The sequence below is a fragment of the Ahrensia sp. R2A130 genome (assembly GCF_000179775.1).
GTDB lineage: Bacteria > Pseudomonadota > Alphaproteobacteria > Rhizobiales > Rhizobiaceae > Pseudahrensia.
Genome location: NZ_AEEB01000026.1, coordinates 112548 through 129958, shown reverse-complemented (window position 1 = coordinate 129958; position 17411 = coordinate 112548). Strand labels below are relative to the sequence as shown.

Annotated in this window: 17 protein-coding genes; 9 read left to right on the top strand and 8 right to left on the bottom strand. The window is 56.3% G+C overall.

Annotation, left to right across the window (positions count from 1 at the left end; all coding sequences use genetic code 11):
- Positions 1 to 76 precede the first annotated feature (76 nt).
- From phaZ to R2A130_RS16510, 4 genes are all read right to left on the bottom strand, one after another.
- Positions 77 to 1009 (bottom strand): poly(3-hydroxyalkanoate) depolymerase, encoded by a 933-nt coding sequence (phaZ, locus tag R2A130_RS16525; protein ID WP_009465340.1) that lies wholly within the window; start codon positions 1007 to 1009, stop codon positions 77 to 79.
- A gap of 48 nt (positions 1010 to 1057) precedes the next feature.
- A complete protein-coding gene (locus R2A130_RS16520; RefSeq protein WP_009465339.1) occupies positions 1058 to 2794 on the bottom strand; it encodes an alpha/beta fold hydrolase in 1737 nt (578 codons plus the stop codon).
- A gap of 316 nt (positions 2795 to 3110) precedes the next feature.
- Positions 3111 to 3590 carry a MaoC family dehydratase gene (locus tag R2A130_RS16515; RefSeq protein WP_009465338.1) on the bottom strand — a complete coding sequence of 160 codons (480 nt, stop codon included), beginning with the start codon at positions 3588 to 3590 and terminating at the stop codon, positions 3111 to 3113.
- A gap of 1 nt (position 3591) precedes the next feature.
- Entirely contained in the window at positions 3592 to 5469 is a 1878-nt protein-coding gene (locus tag R2A130_RS16510; RefSeq protein ID WP_009465337.1) for an AMP-binding protein, read from the bottom strand.
- A 243-nt stretch (positions 5470 to 5712) separates the two neighbouring features.
- Between R2A130_RS16510 and R2A130_RS16505 the strand changes: the two genes are divergently transcribed.
- From R2A130_RS16505 to R2A130_RS16495, 3 genes are all read left to right on the top strand, one after another.
- A complete protein-coding gene (locus R2A130_RS16505; protein WP_009465335.1) occupies positions 5713 to 7170 on the top strand; it encodes a wax ester/triacylglycerol synthase family O-acyltransferase in 1458 nt (485 codons plus the stop codon).
- 275 nt (positions 7171 to 7445) lie between these two features.
- Complete coding sequence (locus R2A130_RS16500; protein ID WP_009465334.1) at positions 7446 to 8255, top strand: triacylglycerol lipase; 810 nt, start codon at positions 7446 to 7448, stop codon at positions 8253 to 8255.
- A 113-nt stretch (positions 8256 to 8368) separates the two neighbouring features.
- Positions 8369 to 9025: an FMN-binding negative transcriptional regulator gene (locus R2A130_RS16495; RefSeq protein WP_009465333.1), complete on the top strand. Its 657-nt coding sequence runs from the start codon at positions 8369 to 8371 to the stop codon at positions 9023 to 9025.
- A 103-nt stretch (positions 9026 to 9128) separates the two neighbouring features.
- Here the strand turns inward: R2A130_RS16495 and R2A130_RS16490 are convergent, their stop codons facing one another.
- On the bottom strand, positions 9129 to 10157 hold the full coding sequence (locus tag R2A130_RS16490) for a GlxA family transcriptional regulator (protein WP_009465332.1): 1029 nt from the start codon (positions 10155 to 10157) through the stop codon (positions 9129 to 9131).
- A gap of 65 nt (positions 10158 to 10222) precedes the next feature.
- Here R2A130_RS16490 and R2A130_RS18275 point away from each other — a divergent pair, with 65 nt between their 5' ends.
- The 3 genes from R2A130_RS18275 (at position 10223) to R2A130_RS16480 (ending at position 11736) form a co-directional block, all read left to right on the top strand.
- Positions 10223 to 10477: a DUF1272 domain-containing protein gene (locus R2A130_RS18275; RefSeq protein ID WP_083804373.1), complete on the top strand. Its 255-nt coding sequence runs from the start codon at positions 10223 to 10225 to the stop codon at positions 10475 to 10477.
- An 18-nt stretch (positions 10478 to 10495) separates the two neighbouring features.
- Positions 10496 to 11104, top strand: a complete 609-nt coding sequence (locus tag R2A130_RS16485) for a DJ-1/PfpI family protein (RefSeq protein WP_009465329.1) — start codon at positions 10496 to 10498, stop codon at positions 11102 to 11104.
- A gap of 140 nt (positions 11105 to 11244) precedes the next feature.
- Positions 11245 to 11736, top strand: a complete 492-nt coding sequence (locus tag R2A130_RS16480; protein ID WP_009465328.1) for an FMN-binding negative transcriptional regulator — start codon at positions 11245 to 11247, stop codon at positions 11734 to 11736.
- 109 nt (positions 11737 to 11845) lie between these two features.
- Here R2A130_RS16480 and R2A130_RS16475 read toward each other — a convergent pair whose 3' ends face one another.
- From R2A130_RS16475 to R2A130_RS18590, 3 genes are all read right to left on the bottom strand, one after another.
- Positions 11846 to 12853: a hypothetical protein gene (locus R2A130_RS16475; RefSeq protein ID WP_009465327.1), complete on the bottom strand. Its 1008-nt coding sequence runs from the start codon at positions 12851 to 12853 to the stop codon at positions 11846 to 11848.
- Positions 12854 to 13764: 911 nt separating this feature from the next.
- Positions 13765 to 13989 (bottom strand): hypothetical protein, encoded by a 225-nt coding sequence (locus R2A130_RS16470; protein WP_009465325.1) that lies wholly within the window; start codon positions 13987 to 13989, stop codon positions 13765 to 13767.
- A 31-nt stretch (positions 13990 to 14020) separates the two neighbouring features.
- The gene (locus R2A130_RS18590) at positions 14021 to 14194 is read right to left on the bottom strand and encodes a hypothetical protein (RefSeq protein WP_009465324.1); all 174 of its coding nucleotides are present in this window, start codon (positions 14192 to 14194) and stop codon (positions 14021 to 14023) included.
- Between the two features lie 289 nt (positions 14195 to 14483).
- Here R2A130_RS18590 and R2A130_RS16465 point away from each other — a divergent pair, with 289 nt between their 5' ends.
- Genes R2A130_RS16465 through R2A130_RS16455 form a run of 3 tightly spaced genes read left to right on the top strand, consistent with a single transcriptional unit; the run spans position 14484 to position 17411 of the window.
- Positions 14484 to 15020, top strand: coding sequence for a paraquat-inducible protein A (locus tag R2A130_RS16465; RefSeq protein WP_198008812.1), 537 nt, complete (start codon positions 14484 to 14486; stop codon positions 15018 to 15020).
- Entirely contained in the window at positions 14990 to 15652 is a 663-nt protein-coding gene (locus tag R2A130_RS16460) for a paraquat-inducible protein A (protein WP_040306383.1), read from the top strand. Before R2A130_RS16465 ends, R2A130_RS16460 begins: the two co-directional genes overlap by 31 nt.
- Positions 15642 to 17411 (top strand): intermembrane transport protein PqiB, encoded by a 1770-nt coding sequence (locus tag R2A130_RS16455; protein WP_009465321.1) that lies wholly within the window; start codon positions 15642 to 15644, stop codon positions 17409 to 17411. Before R2A130_RS16460 ends, R2A130_RS16455 begins: the two co-directional genes overlap by 11 nt.

Below are 17411 nucleotides of genomic sequence, written 5' to 3'. Positions count from 1 at the left end.
TTTCCTGCCTTTAAAGAAGCGGCAGTCTGACTTTTCCACTTACCATTGTCATCCCCGGGCAGGTTAGCGTTGGCAGTTAACTCGCCAAAAACGCTTCGACGTCCCGGGCGCTCTCCTCAGGACGAGTGACAAGGAACAGGTGACCGTTATCCACCACCTGAAGTTCCGCGTTGGGAATCAGGTTCGCCAGCATCTTGCCGTTGACCAGCGGGATGAGCGGATCGTCGTTACCGGCCATGACGAGCGTTTTCTGCTTCAAGCGCCACAGCCAGTGGATCGAAGTCCAGCCCATCATCGCGAGCAGTTGCAGTGTATAACCGGCCGAGCGGGCCGGTTTGATCGCGCGGATGTGGGAGCCGATTTGTCCTCCGCCATTTTTGCTGTCGCCACGGAAATCACCGCCGTAAATTTCAGCAGCGATTTCGCGCATGTAACCGGGGTCGGTATAGCGTTTTACGGACGCCATTTTCGACAGCACGTTGGGGCGGCCCGGCACCATGGTCCAGCCGGGGGCGGTGGCCGCCAGCACGAGGCGGCGGCAGAATTTCGGGTATTGATAAGCGAATTGCTGGGCAGCACCGCCACCCCAAGACACGCCGGATACATCCACTTGATCGTGGCCAAGAATTTCACAAAGCTGCTTTGCCCAACGCGACAGCGTGGACGGACGGTAGGGCAGCTTCGGCATGGGGGAACCGCCGATGCCTGGCACGTCGAAGATGATGGAGTCCGTGTCTTTCATCGCTTCCAGAAACGGAAAACCAACTTCAAGATTCGCCCCAATGCCATTGAACATGAGCAGTGGCGGGCGACCCGCTTCCTTGCCGCCCACGTTGCGTGTGGCGACGCGCAGCACCTGCCCGCCGACATCAATCATGCGAATGTCGATATCGCCATAGGTTTCAGTTCCCGCGCGGGGAACAGGTAGCTTGGCCGCCTGACCTGCAAGCTCTGCGACGGTTTTACCCGTCATCATGTCTACGATGTTATCGGCGGTGCTGGATGGCATGAAGGTCGTCCTTGATGGGGTAAGCAGAGATAAAGAGGCTGTTGCCTCTTAATCGAAGATATAAGTGCCGGGGGCAGGGCCAAGCGGCGGGTTGTTTTTGCTGCCGGGGTTCTTGGGTGGTGCAACCTGCTTGCCGGAATGTTTGTGTAGGAATGGCGCCCAGTCGGTCCACCACGAGCCTTCGTGCTTCTCGGCAGTATCAACCCAAGCATCGGGACTTTCAGCTTTCGCCTTGCCCTTAACGTACCACGCCTTCGGGTTGCCGGGAGGGTTCAGCAGGCTTTGCAGATGGCCGGAATTGGACAGGATAAATTCCGTGTCTTCGCCGAAAATGCGTGCTGTTTCGTACACCGCAGTCCATGGCGTGATGTGGTCGGTCGTACCGGCCACCACCATGGTTGGGTGCTTCACCTTGGTCATGTCGATGGACTTGCCGTTTAGCGACAGGGTGCCCGGGTTCATGAAGGGGTTGGTGAAGATGAGGTCGAGGAAGTCCGCGTGCAGACCAGCTGGCAGGCGCGTGGTGTCAGCGTTCCAGTACAGCACGTCGAAAGCAGGCGGTTTGTTGCCCAGCAGATAGTTGTTGACCCAGTAGTTCCAGATCAGATCGTTAGGGCGCATCCAGGCGAACATCTTCGCCATTTCCTGCCCGTCCAAAACGCCCAGCGTGGCGGAAGCCTGCTTGGCGACCATCACGGTTTCCGGCGTAACCAGCGCGCCAAAATCACTGTCGGATTCAGCCTGCGTGTTGAGCACGCAAACGGCAAGAATGAGCGCTTCGATCTTGTCGGAACGGTCTTGCGCGGCGATCCATGCAGCATAGGCGGATAGCGTTATGCCGCCGGAACAAGAGCCCATCATGTTGACGGACTTCGTGCCGGTGATTTCCATCGCCGCTTCCACGGCTTCGTCCAGCGCCTCGATATAAGTTGCAAGCGTCCAGTCGCGTTGTGCAGGCGTCGGGTTGCGCCATGATACGCACCAGACCTGAATGCCCTGCGAGGTGAGAAATTTGACGATCGATTTCTCGTCGGACAAGTCGACGGAATAGTATTTGTTGATCTGTGGCGGCACCAAAACGAAGGGGCGTTCGTACACCTTGTCGGTCGTCGCAGTGTAGTGGATCAGTTCCAGCACTTCGTTGCGAAATACCACGGTGCCGGGGGAGGTGGCGATGTTCTCGCCTACCTTGAATTTCGAGGCATCAACGGAAGATGGCAGACCGCCATTCTTCGTCATGTCCTCGAAGAAGTGCTTCATGCCCTCAATGGCGCTTTGGCCGCCGGTATCAATGAGCGTTTTAAGTGCGGTCGGGTTGGTCCAGATGTTGTTGGACGGGGCAACCGCATCGGTGAAGATTTGGCTGACGAGACGTGCGCGCGCTGCATCACGGTCGGACAGTGCGAGATTGTCCACCGTGTTGGCGACCGCCTTCTGCCACGACAGATAAGACTGCATTAGCGCCTTGTTCATCGGGCTTTTCTGCCATGCCGGATCAGCGAAGCGGCGATCCTTTTTTTCAGGCGCGGTTTCGGACGTGCCAGCGATGATGTTCGTGAAGTCGGCTGCAAAATCGAGCCACTGACGGGCCACCACATCAGGGCGGGTGGTCATGGCCAGCGCCATTTTATTCCATGCCTTGAAGGCGTCTGCCGGTGGAAGGCCGCCCATGATCGGGTTCAGCGCTAGCGTGGACTCCGAAGCGTCCTCCGCAATGTCAGCCTTCACCCGTTCCTGACGACCTTTACGCGCAGCGGCGTCCTCGGCTGACTTTTTATCTGGCATGGTTTTCTCCTCGGGCGTTCAGGCAGGCAGGTGGTGGGTACGATGGTGCGTATCAAGATAATTGACGTTTACGTCAATGCGGTGGTGTTGTCACGTTCGTCAGATCGCCATTCATCGCCACAGTCACCGCTGTCATCCCGGCCTCTGAGCCGGGACCCATTTCTCGTCTTCGTGATGAGGCGGTTTGGTTATCGGGTGGGCGGACTGTCACTCACATTTGTCGAAACGGAATTTGTTGCGCGCTGGCTCCCGGCTCAGAGGCCGGGATGACAGCGGTGGGTGAGGTTGGATGAGAGCGAAAAATGGAGCCAGCGCCTCAAACCTCGGCAGTCGGCCCCGCGACGAACATCGTCAAAGACCGCGCGATCAACGCTGGTTTGTCGCTGCCTTCAATCTCGACCTTGTTCTCCACCGTCATCAGATACATGCGGTTGCCCTTGTCCTCGAAGGACACGAAGGACTGGTGGGCGCGAACCTTGGAACCAGCCGGCACAGGCGCCAAAAATCGCAGTTTGTCAGAGCCGTAATTGATGGCTGCCGCCGCACCCTCAGGTGCTGCACCGATGTCGTAGGACATGGGCGCAAGCAGCGAGAGCGTGAGGTAGCCGTGGGCGATGGGGCCGCCAAAGGGCGACTCCTTCTGGGCGCGTTCGACGTCGATATGAATCCACTGCTTGTCGCCGGTTGTTTCGGCAAAAGAGTTGATCATTTCCTGCGAAATGGTTGTCCAGCCGGAGGCACCAAGTTCGGTGCCTTCGGCCAGCGCGCCCATGTCTTTGAAGCTACGGTCTCCCATATCAGCCAAACTCCTTCATGGCTTCGGTGCGAAGCTCACGATGTAGAATTTTACCGACGTTGGTTTTCGGGAATTCTGCGACGAAGCGGATGTAGCGTGGTTTCTTGTAACCGGTGAGGTTGGCTTCGCAATATTTGCGGACCTGATCTTCGGTGCAGCTTTCATCGGATTTCACGACATAGAGCAGCACCGCTTCGCCAGCCTTGGCGTCCGGTACACCGACGCAAGCGGCTTCCAGAACACCATCGCAGGAGCCGACAACGTCTTCGATCTCGTTGGGAAAGACGTTGAAGCCGGACACGATGATCATGTTTTTCAGGCGGTCAACGATGCGGGTGTAACCTTCGTCATCCATGATGCCGACATCGCCGGAACGGAAGAAACCGTCCTTGGTGAAGGACTCTTTCGTTGCCTCTTCCTGCTGCCAGTAATCGCGCATGACCTGCGGCGCGCGAATGCAGATTTCACCGCGCTCGCCGGTGGCAACTTCCTTGCCGTCGTCACCTAGAATACGAACTTCGACGCCCGGCATGGGCAGACCCACGGTGCCGGTATAGGCGTCGGTGTCTGTCGGGTTACAGGTGATGCCGGAGGACGTTTCCGTCAAGCCGTAGCCTTCGCAAATCGGGCAACCGGTAATGTCGAGCCAGCGCTCTGCCACCGCTTTGGTAACAGCCATGCCGCCACCGTTGGAAATGCGAAGCTGCGAGAAGTCGAGCTTGGCAAATTCAGGATGATTGGCGAGGCCGTTGAACAGCGTGTTGACCGCAGGCAGCGTGTGGAACGGATACTTTGCCATTTCCTTGATCGTGGCGTCGAGATCCCGCGGGTTGGGGATCAGCACGCACATGCCGCCTGTCCGCAGCGCCAGCAGTGAGCAGGAGACGAAGGCGAACACGTGATAGAGCGGCAAGGCGCAGATGGATGTCATCTGACCGGAGATGCCGCCTTTGCGCTCCAGTCCGGGGCGGATCCACTCTTCTGATGCCAGCAAGGCTGCGATCAGTGTGGAGTGCAGCAAGGTTGCGCCCTTCGACAGGCCAGTGGTGCCGCCGGTATATTGCAGCACCGCAACGTCATCGCTGGCGAGCGTGTGCTTGGTCAGCTTCTTACCCGCGCCGCCGCTCATAGCATCGTTGAATTTCACGTGGCCGGGCAGCGAGTAAGCAGGGATTTGCTTCTTCACATTGCGCAGCACGAAGTTGACGATGCCGCCTTTCAGCATGCCGAGACGGTCGCCCACGGAAGCAACGATGGTGTGTTTGACCGGCGTTTTCGCGACGACCTTTTCCAGAACCGATGCGAAGTTTTCCAAAATCACGATGGCCTTGGAGCCTGAATCCTTCAGCTGATGTTCAAGCTCGCGCTCGGTGTAGAGCGGGTTGACATTCACCAGGATAAGACCGGCGCGCAGGATACCGCAGCAGGCAATTGGGTACTGCAGCACGTTGGGCAGCATGATGGCGACGCGGTCGCCTTTTACGAGGCCAAGGCTTTGAAGGTAGGCACCAAAGGCTGCGGACTGCTCGTCCAGCTCCTTATAGGTGAGGAACTTGTCCATGAAGACGTAGGCGTTGTCGTCGCGGTATTTGGAAAAGCTCTCTTCCATCAGCTCGACCAGCGAAGCGTATTGCGACAGGTCCACCTCGTGGGGCACGCCTGCGGGATAATTCTTGAACCAGCTTTTCGCCGCCGGTTTCGCTGCTGCTTTTGGAGCAACCTTCTTGGCAGCGGGTTTAGCAGCTGCAACCTTCTTTGCCGCAGGCTTCGAAACCGGCTTCGCAGCCGCAGTCTTCTTAACTGCGGTTTTCTTTGCTGCAGGCTTTGCGGCCGGTTTTTTTGCTGCTGTCGGCTTCTTTGGTGTGGTGGCTTTGGCCATATTTTGTGCCCTCCCGTATGCGACGTCCGGTTGCTCCCGGCGTCTTGGTTTTCGGTTTTCAAAGTGCAGGTGCTTGCGTTGCACCTCTTACGTATGCGTCAATCGTGTGAAACTGCATTGCGGGGTGCCGGAATGCAAGCGAATGCGCGTTTTGCACCCGTTACAAACCGTATTGCAGGCCATGTTTTGCTAAAGGCAAGCATTTGATTATGCTGCCTCAAAATCCACGGGACACATTTCCTCATGCAACAGCTCAGCGGTATCGACGCCTCCTTCCTCTATCTGGAGACGGATCGCACGCCCATGCATGTAGCCGGCCTCACATTATACGAACTGCCGGAAGGCTTTAAGGGTTCCTTCTACGACCATTTCCGCACCTTCTTTGAAGGCCGCGTGCATCTGGTCCCGATCTTTAACCGCAAGCTTGCCCGCACCGTATTCGAACTGGACCACCCGGGTTGGGTGGAAGTCGATGATCTTGATTTCGATTACCACATCACCAGCGTGAAGTTGAACAAGCCCGGCTCGATGGAGCAGGTGGAAGAGTTCGTTGCTGAAATTCACGCCAAGCCGTTGGACCGTAAAAAGCCGCTTTGGCAGTTCGTCGTCATTGAAGGCATGGCAGACGCCGAAGACGGCACACGTCGCGCCGGTCTGTATTCCAAGGTTCACCACGCAGCTATTGACGGTGGCGCAGGCATGTTAATCGCGCAGGCGCTCTACGACTTCACACCGGTTCCCCGCGATGTTGCGCCCGCCGTCGAAGTGAAACCTGCTCGCAAACCAACGCTGACCGAGCGCGGCATTCTTGGTGTCCACGATGTGGTGGCCAATGTCGTCACCCAACAGTTGAAGGCATGGGAAGCCGTGCCGAAAATGATGGACCAGATGTTGGATGGCGCTGAACGCCTCGCGTCCGGCAATCTCGGTAAAGACATCACCGACCTCGCCTCAAAGTTGGACCCCAACGCCATCGGCGCACCGAAAGTGCCGTTCTCCGTCACCATGGGTAAGGGCCGTACCTATGCTGCCCGCACCGTTCGCCTGACGGATGTGAAAGCCATCGCCAAAGCCACCGGCACCAAGTTGAACGACGTGGTGATGGCCATTTGTTCCGGCGCGCTGCACCACTATCTGAAGGACAAGAAAAAGCTGCCCACCAAGCCTCTGGTGGCCTTCGTTCCCGTCTCCACCCGCGAAGCCGGCAATGACGACATGAACAATCAGGTGGCGGGCATGAACATTCCCATCGCCACCCAGATTGCTGATCCGATGGACCGGCTGCGCGCCATCGCCGACCAATCCGGCATCCAGAAAGAAGTCGTGAACGCGGTCAAACCGATGATTCCCGCCGACTACACCGTGTTGGGCGCGCCGCATCTGGTGTCCGCATTGGTCGAACTTTACGGCCAGACCCAGCTTGCCGATGTTGTGCCGCAAGCGGTGAACCTGTGCATTTCCAACACGATGGGTCCTCCCTTCCCGATGTATTGTACGGGCGCGAAGGTGACGCATCTGTATCCTGTGTCCATCGTCACCCACGGCGTTGGCCTGAACATCACGGTGCAAAGCTATTGCGATTCGATGGATTTCGGCCTTGTCGGCGGCCGCCGCGCCATGCCGGACATCGCTGATCTTGCAGATTTGTTGCAGGTCTCGCTGGACGAGTTGAAGGACGCTGTCGCTAAACAGGCAGCCTAGTCTGCTCTATCAACCGATTGAAATTTCAACGCACTTCGCGGCGAAGTGCCTAATTGCGCCGTTAATTTGGGTGTTGCTCAAAATGCAACGGACTTGGACGTAAACGTCAACACCCCATTGCCAAAGAGGATTTAAGCCCCATACTCGATATATTCGTTGACGCTTCCTTGTCCAAAATTTTGGACAGTTAGGGAGAGGTGGCACTCGACGCTTGAACTGACGGCAACAGGGCGAACCGGCAGACCTCATCAGGCAGCCGACCCAAGGAGCGAATTATGAGTGCAGCTGCACAAACTATCGACCAAGTTCTCGAACCTTCCGACCATCCGAAAGCGCCAAGCCGCAAATTGCTGCTGATGGAACTGCGGGCGATCCCGGAACTGGCAGGCTTTGCCGCCGCTGTTCCCGGCCTGCTGGCGGCCACCCCGCGCGGCGATGGCCAGCCCGTGCTCGTGCTGCCGGGTCTGGTGACGTCGGACCGTTCCACTCTGTCGCTTCGCGGCTTTCTGTCCGCCAAAGGCTACTCCGTTTCCGGTTGGGAACAGGGCCGCAATTTCGGTCCACTTCCCGGTGTCGAAGATGGCTTGAAATCCCAGCTCGAACGCTTGGCCGAAGAACACAATCGCAAGGTTTCCATCGTTGGTTGGTCACTGGGCGGCATTTATGCCCGCCAGATGGCCAAGATGATGCCGGACCTCGTCCGTCAGGTCATCACACTCGGTTCCCCCTTCAAAGGCGATCCCCGCGCAACGAACGCATGGAAGCTTTACCAATACGCTTCCGGCCATAAGGTCGATGACCGCGATAACCATATGGGCGGCACGATTGCTGCTCCTGCGCCGGTGCCAAGCACGGCGATCTTCTCTCGCTCCGACGGAATCTGCCACTGGCAGAACTGCATGGAAGAACCGTCCGATATTCACGAAAATATCCGCGTGCGCTCCAGCCATTGCGGCCTCGGCCACCACCCTGCAGCCGTCTATGCCGTTGCAGACCGTCTGGCCCAGCCGGAAGGCGGGTGGAAACCCTTCGACCGCACCGGCGTCAAAGGCTTTGCCTTCCCCAAGGTCGGCGAACTGGACTGAACGAATTCCGGCAGCACGCGCTGCTGGCTACATGCAGACATTGAACAAGGCCTGTTAGGATTGTCGGGAAAACCCACCAATCCAGCAGGCCTTTTTCATGCCCACGCTTCAAAATGTATAGACCCGCGCATTTTCAGGAAGACCGTACCGAGATTTTACTAGCTGCCGTGCGGGACATCCGCTTCGGCGCAATAGTAAGCCACGGCGCAGGGGGCCTTCAGGTCACCCACGTTCCATGCGTGGCTAAGGAAACGGCAACCGGCATCGTGCTGGAAACCCACATCGCCCGCGCCAACCCCCATTGGCAAAGCGCCACTTCTATAGATGCCGCTCTGGATGCTGAAGACGCGCCGGAAGCGGTCGTGATCTTTCAAGGGCCGCAGGAATATATCTCGCCATCGTTCTACCCATCGAAGGCCGAGCACGGCAAAGTCGTGCCCACCTGGACCTATATCGCCATCCACGCCCACGGCACCCTGCGCCACACCGAAGACCCTGAATGGCTACTGCGCCACCTCAACGAAATGACCGACGAAAAGGAAGCGCCGCGCGAAAAACCGTGGGCCGTAAACGACGCCCCCGACCGCTACATAGAAGCCCGCATGCGCGGCATCGTCGGCCTATCGATTGCGGTGGAGCGTCTTGAAGGAAGTTGGAAGCTGAATCAGAACAAGAGCGAAGACGATCAGGCGGGAACGGTCGCAGGGTTGGAAGAGGCGAGCGCTATGGGTGCGGAACTGGCTGAAGCTTGGAGGGTGCGTCGGGGGTGAGGGATGCAATGGCGAGTTGCCTGATCTGCTCCTCCTCAAAGTTGCCGAAGCCCAAGACTTTGGCATCGTCAGATCAAGCTGCTGCTGTATCCGTTAGCCCATGTTACTCGAGTTGGAATTGAGCGCGATATTGAGACGGCGTGGTTTTTATCTGACGTAGGAATGCGCGTCTCATGCGTTCATCGTCTTGAAAACCACATTTTGCTGCAATCACTTTGATGCTGTTTTGGGTCGCGCCCAACAAATCACGCGCCGCATTTACACGGATGGCTTCAACGGCCTTCGCAGGCGACACTCCCATAGTGGCCGTATACTGACGGGAAAAATTTCGCCCGCTCATACCGCAGCGTTCTGCCATCTCATCTACCGAGATCGTGTGTGCAAGGTTGCCACTTACCCAGTCATGCAACGATTTGAACCGCCCTTTGGTGTCACGCGCCTGCCGATCCAACTCCGGACTGAACTGCGATTGCCCACCGGATCGGACCATCGGCGTCACCAATGATCGGGCCATTTCAATTGCTGCGGGCATGCCGAGATCTTCCTCTATAATCGCCAAAGCCATATCGATGCCAGCCGTGATGCCAGCAGACGTCCAGACATTTCCGTCTTTGATATAAATCGGGTCGACCTCTACGCGAACTGCCGGATGTTGAGCAGCAAGATGCTCGCAATCTTCCCAATGCGTCACCGCTCGACGACCATCAAGCAGGCCAGCAGCCGCCAGCACAAATGCGCCGGAGCATACGGAACACACTCGCTGGGATCGCTCGGCCAATTGCCTGACCTGATCGAGAAACGACAGATTGAGGGCTGCAACGACGGCACCGTCGCCACCAACAACTACCAAAGTATGGATCGGGACATCTCGATTTTTCGCAACCCAATCTGCCAGCGGATCGGTTTCGATTTGCAAAATCGTGTTTGTTTCAGTGCGGCCACCGTCAAAGGAGGCGACATGCGTCCGATAGGCAGGCCCCGATTGCGCGTTTTTGCGTGCGTGGGTGAACACCTGCAGAGGGCCGACAAGATCAAGCAGCACGATGTCGGGGTAGACAATGAATAACACATTCATCGGGTCGGTTTCCCTCTTGGAAGGGTCAGCAGGAACATTGGCATAAAACGAGGTCATATTGTCATTTATGCCAGATAGATTTTCGTTAATCTACTGACAGCAACCAAATGAAGGATCAGCTCATGTTGAAATTGAAACCCAATTGCGAATGCTGCGACGCCGATCTGCCGCCAGACAGCCAAGACGCGCGCAGCTGCTCATTTGAATGCACGTTTTGCAAAAGCTGCGCCGACACCGTCTTTCATGGCGCTTGTCCCAATTGCGGTGGAGAGCTTTTGCGTCGGCCTGTTCGACCAGCAAAACACTTGGCCAAATTCCCGGGATCAACAGAGCGTTTTGTCAAAGACCATCCCGAATGCGCTCATCTCAGAACGTGAAGACAGGACAACATCGACATGAAAACACTTGCAGCAGTCGTCTTCCCCGGCTTTGAAACACTCGACTATTTTGGACCAATGGAAATGCTGGGTGGCCTCGGCGGGCAAACCGAGATCATAACCGTTGCCAAGACCCGCGACCCGGTGCCTAGCGTTCATGGCCAGCGGATCATGGTCGACAAGACCATAGCGGAGAAGAACGACTACGATCTGTTGTTCATTCCCGGTGGCGATTCTGCATTGGATGAGGCCAAGGACGAAGAATTTATGCAGTGGCTCAGGGAAGCTTCTGCAAACGCTGAGCGCGTTATGGCCGTCTGCACGGGCACCGTGTTGCTGGGAATGACAGGGGTTCTGGATGGACGCAGAGCGACAACAAACAAGCTCGATTTCTTAAAGACCGTTCCCCTCGCACCGCAGGTGGATTGGGTGAAAGAGGCGCGTTGGGTCGAAGACGGCAAGTTTTTTACATCGTCAGGGGTGTCTGCAGGCATGGACATGGCTCTAGCCGTCATGGCTGATCTGTTTGGAATGGCGATGGCCGATAGAATTGCGTTGGGATGTGAATACGAATGGCACAAAGACGCCAATAGGGACCCATTCGCTAAATCAGCAGGCCTGGTCTGAGATCATCAGGCACTCACTAGTCGAACTGTTGAATTCTGCGGCGACTTTTCTCTCCCACTATTCCCGACAATAAGCGCCAGCCCGGATCGTCGATAGTTAGGGGCGCGGGTCATTCGTTGATGTCTATGTAAGTTACGGCAGTGCTGGAAAACCACATCGCCCGCGCCAACCCCCATTGGCAAAGCACCCCCGCTCTCGGTGGTGAAGACGCGCCGGAGGCTGTCGTGATCTTCCAAGGCCCGCAGGAATACATTTCGCCTTCGTTCTATCCATCGAAGGCCGAGCACGGCAAAATCGTGCCCACCTGGACCTACATCGCCATCCACGCCCACGGCCACCTTCGCCACACCGAAGACCCCGCATGGCTGCTGCGCCACCTCAACGAAATGACCGACGAAAAGGAAGCGCCGCGCGAAAAACCATGGGCCGTCAACGACGCGCCTGACCGCTACATAGAAGCCCGCATGCGCGGCATCGTCGGCCTAGAGATCACGGTGGAGCGCCTAGAAGGAAGCTGGAAGCTGAACCAAAACAAAAGCGAAGACGATCAGGCGGGAACTGTCGCTGGACTAGAGACGGCCAGCGCTATGGGTGCGGAATTGGCTGAGGCTTGGCGAGTTCGGCGGGGGTAAAGATACGCGATTATCGCGCGAAGAGGATTTTTGCATCAAACGGCCGCTAAGCGGACAAAGTACCGTTTTCTAATTCGACCAGTATTCAACTTGCGACAAGTTTGTGAACTCAAACTTCAGTCTTCAATGCGTTCGGTTCCTCTTCCGCAACAATTGTTGGAATGGCTGATGCGGTTTCTGGCTCTTTTGAACTGCTCAAGTGCAAAACCTCCCCTAAGAAAAGATAAGCGTTGAGAAACAAAGAAAAGGCCTCTTCGCTTGTAACATCATCGTGGACACCAGTGGATACGCGATCAAATAAATTGCGAAGGTTTTGTCGGATTCTGGTCCGACGAGTGGAGCTTTCCGTATGGATTGCAACATAAGCGTTGATCCTGTTTTGATGTTTTGAAGCGTCGAGTCTAATTGTGTTCCCCCCCAACTCAATTGTCTCATCTGTTGGTGGATAGACTGCATCTGCAAATGTCTCAAGAATTCGACGACATGTTGAAAGAGCTTGACTAACTGCTTCAGGATCACCTTCTTTCAATCGTTCAACTACGGAAGGTATTTTACTCAGGACGTCCCCTGCGTGCTTGGCAATGAGCGCATCAACATCCCGTTTGTACGTTTCAAAAGTATTTTCGGCTAAGTTTGCGAACTGACGTTCGTAATAGATGCCGGACACAAAGGAATGAAGCAATCCAACCACACGTGACCTGACGCCTGCGAGTTTTGATATAGTGCCGGAGATTGAAGACTGTTCGCGGCCTAGGTTAATTCTCGTTGCATTTGCATATTCACCTGAAAGGCTGCTCAATTTACTGGCATCCAATCGCGCTCTTTGAGCCAGGATTGTTTCCTCATGTTGGGCAAGGGGCCCCCAGTAGCCCTTGTTTTCCTTCCTATCTGTCCATCGTCCTGTTTTCGACATATATAGTATCGAAACGGGATCGGTGCTGTTAAAACCTTGCATTTCAAATCCGATCCATCTTTTAATCTCATCCGAGCCCGCCAGTCGTGCCAAACGACTGCATTTTAGCAACAATTTGTCGGATTCTAAGCGGTTCAACTCGATGTCGTTGAGGATTTCTCCAGCTAGCTCTACGATGTGTTCTGACTCGCTCTTGGAACTCATGTTCTAAAAAATTCTAATATGTGTAATACTGCAACAACATTCCTACCTCTAAAATTCATGTAACAACACTCCTTGAAGCCTGTTTTCTAACGCAAATGAAGCAATCGATATGTGCGCCACAAAAGAGGGTTGCAATTCTTCATTTCGTCGATTTTTCAACTTGGCAGCCTTTAGCAATAAACCAGCATCTGCTTTAGACCTTCCACGACGAATTACGTCATTCTGAAATTTTTTGTTAGCGACAAGGAGGCTTTGGGAAGAATGGACTCGAAGCGGACATACGCCTGTCACTTGATCGCAGATATTCTATCCCCGCACTCCCCATCTCCCTTATCCTACCCCTTCTTCCCCACGGGAGCCGACGGTCCGGACCGTCCTGATCGTTGTGGGGGAGCGGTTCTTCCGTCGCTGGCCGTGTAACGTACGGTTTCGGGCGGAGCTCTATGTCGCACCGGCAGGGCTGCCACAACAGCCCGGGACCGGACGTCGAACGTCAGTAATGGCGGGCCGAAGGCAAGGCCGGCATGTTCAGCAATGAACATGTGTTCGGGGAGGTGACGGGATTGGTGCTGGGAAGCATCCGCAGCAGAACCGGGCGGGGCGAAGGTGTTTGTCACCAACGCCGAGACTACCGGCAAGAGACGAAGACCTTCGCTCCGCTGGCTCATCTTTGCGCTCACGCTATCGGCCACAAGTGGCCTTCGCTGCGCGGGCGCAGCAAGCTATTGCCGGGCGGCTCTTCGCCGCCTGCTCATTTTTACGGGGTCGCTTTCATTCGCGAAGGGCGAATGGCGACACCTTGCTTATCGTTCGGACGCCGGAAGGCGGGTCGATGTTTTTGCACGCCCGCAATTCACCCACCGCTGTCATCCCTGCGAAAGCGGGGATGACAGCTGTATGATTGGCTGGGATCAGCCCTCTTTAACCGGTGGTTCGTCGCCGTCATTGCGGTCCATCGTGGTTTTCATTTCCTCAATGCCCTGCTGAACGCGTTCGCGCAGCACGGCCATGTTGTCAGACGTGGTGTCGCGCATGGTGGAGCCTACGGCCCCTGCGGTTTCCAATGTGCGCTCGAAGCTGCGTTGGGTGAAGGCCACCTGTTCAGCCAGCAGCTCACGCGCGGTCTCGCGGTTCATGCCGCCTTCGCGAAGGGCAAGCCATTCACCATCAGCACATCAGCAAATCGTGCAGATTCAGCGGGAAGCCAGCATAGGCTAACATTGGGACGACATCGCGGATCAACCTTTCCATCTTTGCTATGTTGTAGCGGCAAAGCGGACGGATGTTCTCGCGGCGGCCCACCACTTCGGTGTTCGGCTGCTGTGCGGCCAGCTGCTGCAAAAACCCTTCTAGCGTACGTCGCTCTTACGACATTCGAGATCCAAGCTAGGCTTTGCCTGATTGCTGAGGCCGGTTTGACTTCAGGTAGTTTAAAGGATGGCTGCGCAAGCGCGGGAGAAATTTGATGCTCTGAAAGCAGTCCTGTGCGATAGGCTAAATGATACCATGAAACGTGACTTCGACCGTTGGCACTTGAAATAATGAACTTATGATATTGGATCAAAGCTGCATCGCATGCCCGCACTGCGATGTGCTGCACCGTGTGCGCGCGGAGCATTCAGGTGAACGCATGCGATGCGTACAATGTGGTTACCAACTGACGCTCGGCCAGCCGGAAGCGATAGCGCGGGTAACGGGCTTGGCCATCACCTCTGCCATACTCATGTTCATCGTGCTGTTTGCACCGTTTCTCGATTTGAAAGCCGGGTCGTTTAATTCCAATGCATCGGTGGTGGACGTGATCCTTGGTTTTGCCTCCGGCATAATGACGCCGCTCGCTTTTGCGGTGTTGGGTTTTATCGTTGTGCTGCCTTTGGCGCGAGCGCTGCTGCTGATCTACACTCTAGCACCCCTTGTAATGGGCACGGCAAATTTGCCAGGGGCCCGGATAGCTCTGCGATGGGCTTTCTATTTGAAACCGTGGGCCATGGCGGAAATCTTTATGGTGGGTGTGGCCGTCGCTCTCGTTAAACTCGCAGGCATGGCCAGCATCGAAATGGGCACGGCCTTCTGGGCATTTTCTCTTCTCGTTGCGGTCAATGCTTTTCAAGACACCTTCATGTGCAGGAACACGCTTTGGACCGGTCTGAACACCAACATTCGCTGACCACCGCGCGTGATGCGGGGCTGGTTGGCTGTCGCAGTTGCGGCCTTGTCGCGTCGCCTGATGAGAGCGAGTGCCCGCGCTGTCTGTCACCGCTCGCCAGCCGGGACGAAACGAGCCTTCAGCACGTCTGGGCGTGGTTGATCGCAGGACTGATCGCCTTCGTGCCGGCCAATGTTTATCCGATGATCCAGACCACTCAGGCATTTAGGACGACCGAGAGCACAATCGTGGGTGGTGTTGTGGATCTGATCCATCATCATGCCTACGGTATTGCGGGCATTGTATTCTTTGCCAGTATCGTCATTCCTGTCGCAAAATTTATCGTCATTGCGTATCTGGCGATATTGCTTGGGCGCGGTCGAGGACATGATCCTCACCGCCTGCACACTCTTCACGCAATCGTTGAGTTTGTCGGCCGCTGGTCGATGATCGATGTCTTCGTCGTTGCCATTCTTGTTGCGCTCGTGCAGTTCGATGTCCTCGCTTCCATTCAACCGGGCATCGCTGCAATATCCTTTGCGCTTTCAGTGGTTTTCACCATGTTGTCCGCTCAGGCATTCGACCCTCGTCTGATTTGGGATACTGCTCCAAAGTCTCTAAACGCCGAAGGTGAACCTGCGCATGGCCGATGAGTTTGAAGTGTCTGGCGAGCGGCTGAACCTCGCCGAGCCAACACCCGAAAAACGTAAGCGCCGCCTATCGGTCGTGTGGTTGATGCCTCTCCTCGCGCTCGTCGTTGCGGGTGTGGTGGTATGGGGCAACTACTCATCGCGTGGGCCACTCATCACTATCGTGTTCCAGTCAGCCTCGGGCATTTCCGCGGGCTCTACCGAATTGCGTGTGCGTGATCTTCGGGTCGGCGTGGTCGAAAAGGTCGGGTTTTCTGATGGAATGGGCGCTATCGAAGCAAAGTTGCGTCTCGATAAATCGATTGCCCAATTTGTCGATGCCGATGCCCAATTCTGGCTTGTCGAGCCGCGTGTCAGCGCACGCGGGGTTAGTGGCATCGGTACGTTGTTATCCGGTGTTTACATCGCCGGTAACTGGGATGGAGAGTCCGGCGCACCGGCAGAATATTTTGAAGCATTGCCTAACCCACCATTGGTCGGACCGGGCGAAGAAGGTACCCGTATCGTCTTGCGCACGCGGGCAGGTGGTCAACTCTCAGCCGGTGCTCCCGTTCTGGCATCTGGCATCGAAGTCGGACGCATTGGCCAACCGTTGCTTTCGGAAAGTGGAACTACCGTCACCATGGATGCTTTTGTAAAGGCCCCCTACGACAAGCGCCTTACGGTGAACGCCCGTTTCTGGAACGCTTCGGGAATTTCCGTCAATGTTGGTGCCTCTGGTCTGGCGCTAAAGGTAGATAGTCTAGCCGCGCTGCTCGAAGGCGGCGTTAGCTTCGGCACGCCCGTCACCGGCGGCAAACCGGTTGCGGAAGGTCACGTATATGATGTTTTCACCACAGAGGCGGCAGCGCGGAGCGATGCATTTGAATCCGATGTGGCGCCTGACTTACCTGTGTCCATTGTCTTGGACGGTGATGTCGAAGGTCTTGGTATCGGCAGCATAGTCCGCCAACGCGGCGCAAAGGTTGGCGAAGTTGTCGATGTTGTGGGCGTCGCAGGGGATGATAGCGAAACCAACGCCGTCAAGCTGCGCATCGATATGGACATCTCGCCAACGCGATTGGGAATGCGAAAAGATATGAGCGTCGAAGAGATGCAGGATATTCTAGCCCAACGCGTAAGTAGGGGGTTGCGCGCACGCGTCGCCAGTGAGGGACTGTTCGGTCAAACCGCAATTGTCGAGCTCGTCACGCTACCCGATGCAACTGCTGGCGAGATATCGCTCAACCAGTTCGGTCGCGTGACCCTTCCTGCCGCCCCGGCGGCGATTGCCGATGAGAATTCAGGCGTCAACGGCCTCATAAAACGCGTTTCCAACCTACCGTTCGAGGCCTTGTTGACCAATGCGACCCAAGCGCTGGCAGGTGTTGCCAGTGTCACGTCGGCTGCAGAGGACGTGTTGCGTTCGGATGGTGTCGCCCAAGTTCCCAAGTCGCTGGAGCTGACTTTGGCGGAAATCAGGGGCCTTGCCGAAGACATCCGCAAGGGTGGTGCTATCCAGAACCTCAACGAAACGCTGCGAACGGCAAACGGGGCGCTCAAATCCATCGACGGTGCGGCCAAGACGTTGCCTGGTCTTGCCAAACGCCTCAATAGCGCCGCAGATGGCCTTCAGGCCGTGGTCAACGGCTACTCGCCACAATCGCGCGTTTACAAGGATCTGCGCGGTGTTTTGCGCGAACTCGCATCCACTGCGGAATCTTTCCGTTCCCTAGCCCGCACCATTGAGCGGGACCCCAGCTCCGTTCTCAGAGGTCGCTAA

Coding starts and splice junctions, on each gene's coding strand:
- phaZ (WP_009465340.1), bottom strand. CDS start 1,009: ATGCCATCCAGCACCGCCGATAACATCGTAGACATGATGACGGGTAAA.
- R2A130_RS16520 (WP_009465339.1), bottom strand. CDS start 2,794: ATGCCAGATAAAAAGTCAGCCGAGGACGCCGCTGCGCGTAAAGGTCGT.
- R2A130_RS16515 (WP_009465338.1), bottom strand. CDS start 3,590: ATGGGAGACCGTAGCTTCAAAGACATGGGCGCGCTGGCCGAAGGCACC.
- R2A130_RS16510 (WP_009465337.1), bottom strand. CDS start 5,469: ATGGCCAAAGCCACCACACCAAAGAAGCCGACAGCAGCAAAAAAACCG.
- R2A130_RS16505 (WP_009465335.1), top strand. CDS start 5,713: ATGCAACAGCTCAGCGGTATCGACGCCTCCTTCCTCTATCTGGAGACG.
- R2A130_RS16500 (WP_009465334.1), top strand. CDS start 7,446: ATGAGTGCAGCTGCACAAACTATCGACCAAGTTCTCGAACCTTCCGAC.
- R2A130_RS16495 (WP_009465333.1), top strand. CDS start 8,369: ATGTATAGACCCGCGCATTTTCAGGAAGACCGTACCGAGATTTTACTA.
- R2A130_RS16490 (WP_009465332.1), bottom strand. CDS start 10,157: ATGACCTCGTTTTATGCCAATGTTCCTGCTGACCCTTCCAAGAGGGAA.
- R2A130_RS18275 (WP_083804373.1), top strand. CDS start 10,223: ATGTTGAAATTGAAACCCAATTGCGAATGCTGCGACGCCGATCTGCCG.
- R2A130_RS16485 (WP_009465329.1), top strand. CDS start 10,496: ATGAAAACACTTGCAGCAGTCGTCTTCCCCGGCTTTGAAACACTCGAC.
- R2A130_RS16475 (WP_009465327.1), bottom strand. CDS start 12,853: ATGAGTTCCAAGAGCGAGTCAGAACACATCGTAGAGCTAGCTGGAGAA.
- R2A130_RS16470 (WP_009465325.1), bottom strand. CDS start 13,989: ATGAACCGCGAGACCGCGCGTGAGCTGCTGGCTGAACAGGTGGCCTTC.
- R2A130_RS16465 (WP_198008812.1), top strand. CDS start 14,484: ATGCGATGCGTACAATGTGGTTACCAACTGACGCTCGGCCAGCCGGAA.
- R2A130_RS16455 (WP_009465321.1), top strand. CDS start 15,642: ATGGCCGATGAGTTTGAAGTGTCTGGCGAGCGGCTGAACCTCGCCGAG.